The following is a 1,652-nucleotide window of genomic DNA, read 5'->3' as shown; positions in this document are numbered from 1 at the left end:
CCGCGCGTGCCGCCATCACCGAGGTGGCTCCCCCGGTGCCGGTGGCACAGGCCGTCGTGCCGGTCCCGGTGGCTCAGCCTGTCGTGGCACCGGGTGAGCCTGCGCTGTCCGTTGCTGCGGCGGCGCGTCCGACCGACGGCGGCTGGACGCCCGAATCCTGGGCCGACTGGGTCGATCACGCTTCCGGCCTCGCCGGCGCGGCGCTGAACCTGGCCCGTCATGCCCACCTGACCGTGGTGGCCGGCGGCCGCTGGGAGCTGCAGCTGTCGCCGAAGTACCAGATGCTGGCCGGCGGCCAGGCCCTGCCGCAGCTGCAGCAGAAGCTCGCGGCGCAGTTTCCCGACCAGGCGGTGATGCTGGAGATCCGCGAGCCCGGGGTGGAAACCCCGGTGCAGCGTCGCCAGCGCCTGTTGCAGGAACGTCGCGTCCAGGCCGAGACGGCCTTGCGCCAGGACCCGGTTGTGAAGGCGGTCATGACCACCTTCGATGCCGTGCTGGTGCCCGAGTCGCTGACCCTGCCACACTGAATTCTATTTCTTGAAAGAGGATGTAAGCCAATGAATATGCAGCAACTTATGCAGCAGGCTCAGCGCATGCAGGAACAGATGCAGAAGAAGATGCAGCAGGCCCAGGAAGCGCTGGCCAAGACCGAGCTGGTCGGCGAGTCCGGCGCCGGCCTGGTCAAGGTGACCATGACCGGTCATCACGACGTGAAGCGCGTGAGCATCGACGACAGCCTGCTCGGCGAAGACAAGGAAGTGCTGGAGGACCTGATCGCCGCCGCCGTCAACGACGCCGTGCGCAAGGTCGAGGCGACCAGCAAGGAAGCCATGGGCGGTGCCGCCGCCGGCCTGGGCCTGCCGCCCGGCTTCAAGCTCCCGTTCTGACGCGTCCGGGTCTGGTGCCGTGCTCAGTCCGCTGATCCGCGACCTCATCGATGCGCTGCGCGTGCTGCCGGGCGTGGGCCCGAAGTCGGCGCAGCGCATGGCGCTGAACCTGCTCGAGCGCCAGCGTCCGGGCGGCCTGCGGCTGGCGCGCGCGCTGGAGCAGGCACTGCACCAGGTCGAGCACTGCGAGGTCTGTCGCAACCTCACCGAGCAGCCGGTCTGCCACATCTGCCGGGATCCCGGCCGTGACGACACGCAGCTCTGCGTGGTCGAGAGCCCCATGGACGTGCTGGCGCTGGAGCAGAGCGGCAGCTACCGGGGCCGCTATTTCGTGCTGCTCGGGCGGCTGTCGCCGCTGGACGGCATCGGGCCCGGCGAGCTGGGGCTGCCGAAGCTGATCGGGCGCCTGNACTACCTGCGCGAAGCCACGCGCGGCCTGCCGCTGGCGGTCACGCGCATCGCTCACGGCGTGCCGGTCGGCGGCGAGCTGGAGTTCGTCGACGGCAGCACGCTGACCCACGCGCTGAGCGGGCGACGGCCGATCTGACTGGCATCATCATGGCGTGATACGGGCGTGGCAGCATGTCCGGATGCCGCGATGACGGCGCGCCGGCCCTGCCGGCCGCCTTCCGTTTCCCCTGAGTCCCGCCGGGAGATTCCCATGCATTTCGATACCCTGGCCATGCGCGCCGGCGCCGAGGCCGACCCGGAGACCGGCGCGGTGGCGCCGCCGATCCACCTGTCCACCACCTTCGAGCACGGTCC

3 protein-coding genes are annotated in these 1,652 nt (G+C 70.2%); all 3 read left to right on the top strand.

The features are described from left to right. Positions 1 to 527: DNA polymerase III subunit gamma/tau C-terminal domain-containing protein (locus C5O18_RS09210; RefSeq protein WP_206389837.1), on the top strand; the 527-nt coding region annotated here is incomplete at its 5' end. Positions 528 to 557: 30 nt separating this feature from the next. Further along, positions 558 to 887, top strand: coding sequence for a YbaB/EbfC family nucleoid-associated protein (locus C5O18_RS09205; protein ID WP_105193318.1), 330 nt, complete (start codon positions 558 to 560; stop codon positions 885 to 887). Between the two features lie 19 nt (positions 888 to 906). Continuing rightward, complete coding sequence (locus C5O18_RS09200; protein WP_105193316.1) at positions 907 to 1,434, top strand: recombination mediator RecR; 528 nt, start codon at positions 907 to 909, stop codon at positions 1,432 to 1,434. Positions 1,435 to 1,652 lie beyond the last annotated feature (218 nt).

The sequence above is a fragment of the Amnimonas aquatica genome, assembly GCF_002943415.1.
GTDB classification, from domain to species: Bacteria; Pseudomonadota; Gammaproteobacteria; order Pseudomonadales; family Moraxellaceae; genus Perlucidibaca; species Perlucidibaca aquatica_A.
The sequence above is the reverse complement of the archived record's forward strand: the minus strand, read 5'-3'. Positions and strand labels throughout refer to the sequence as shown.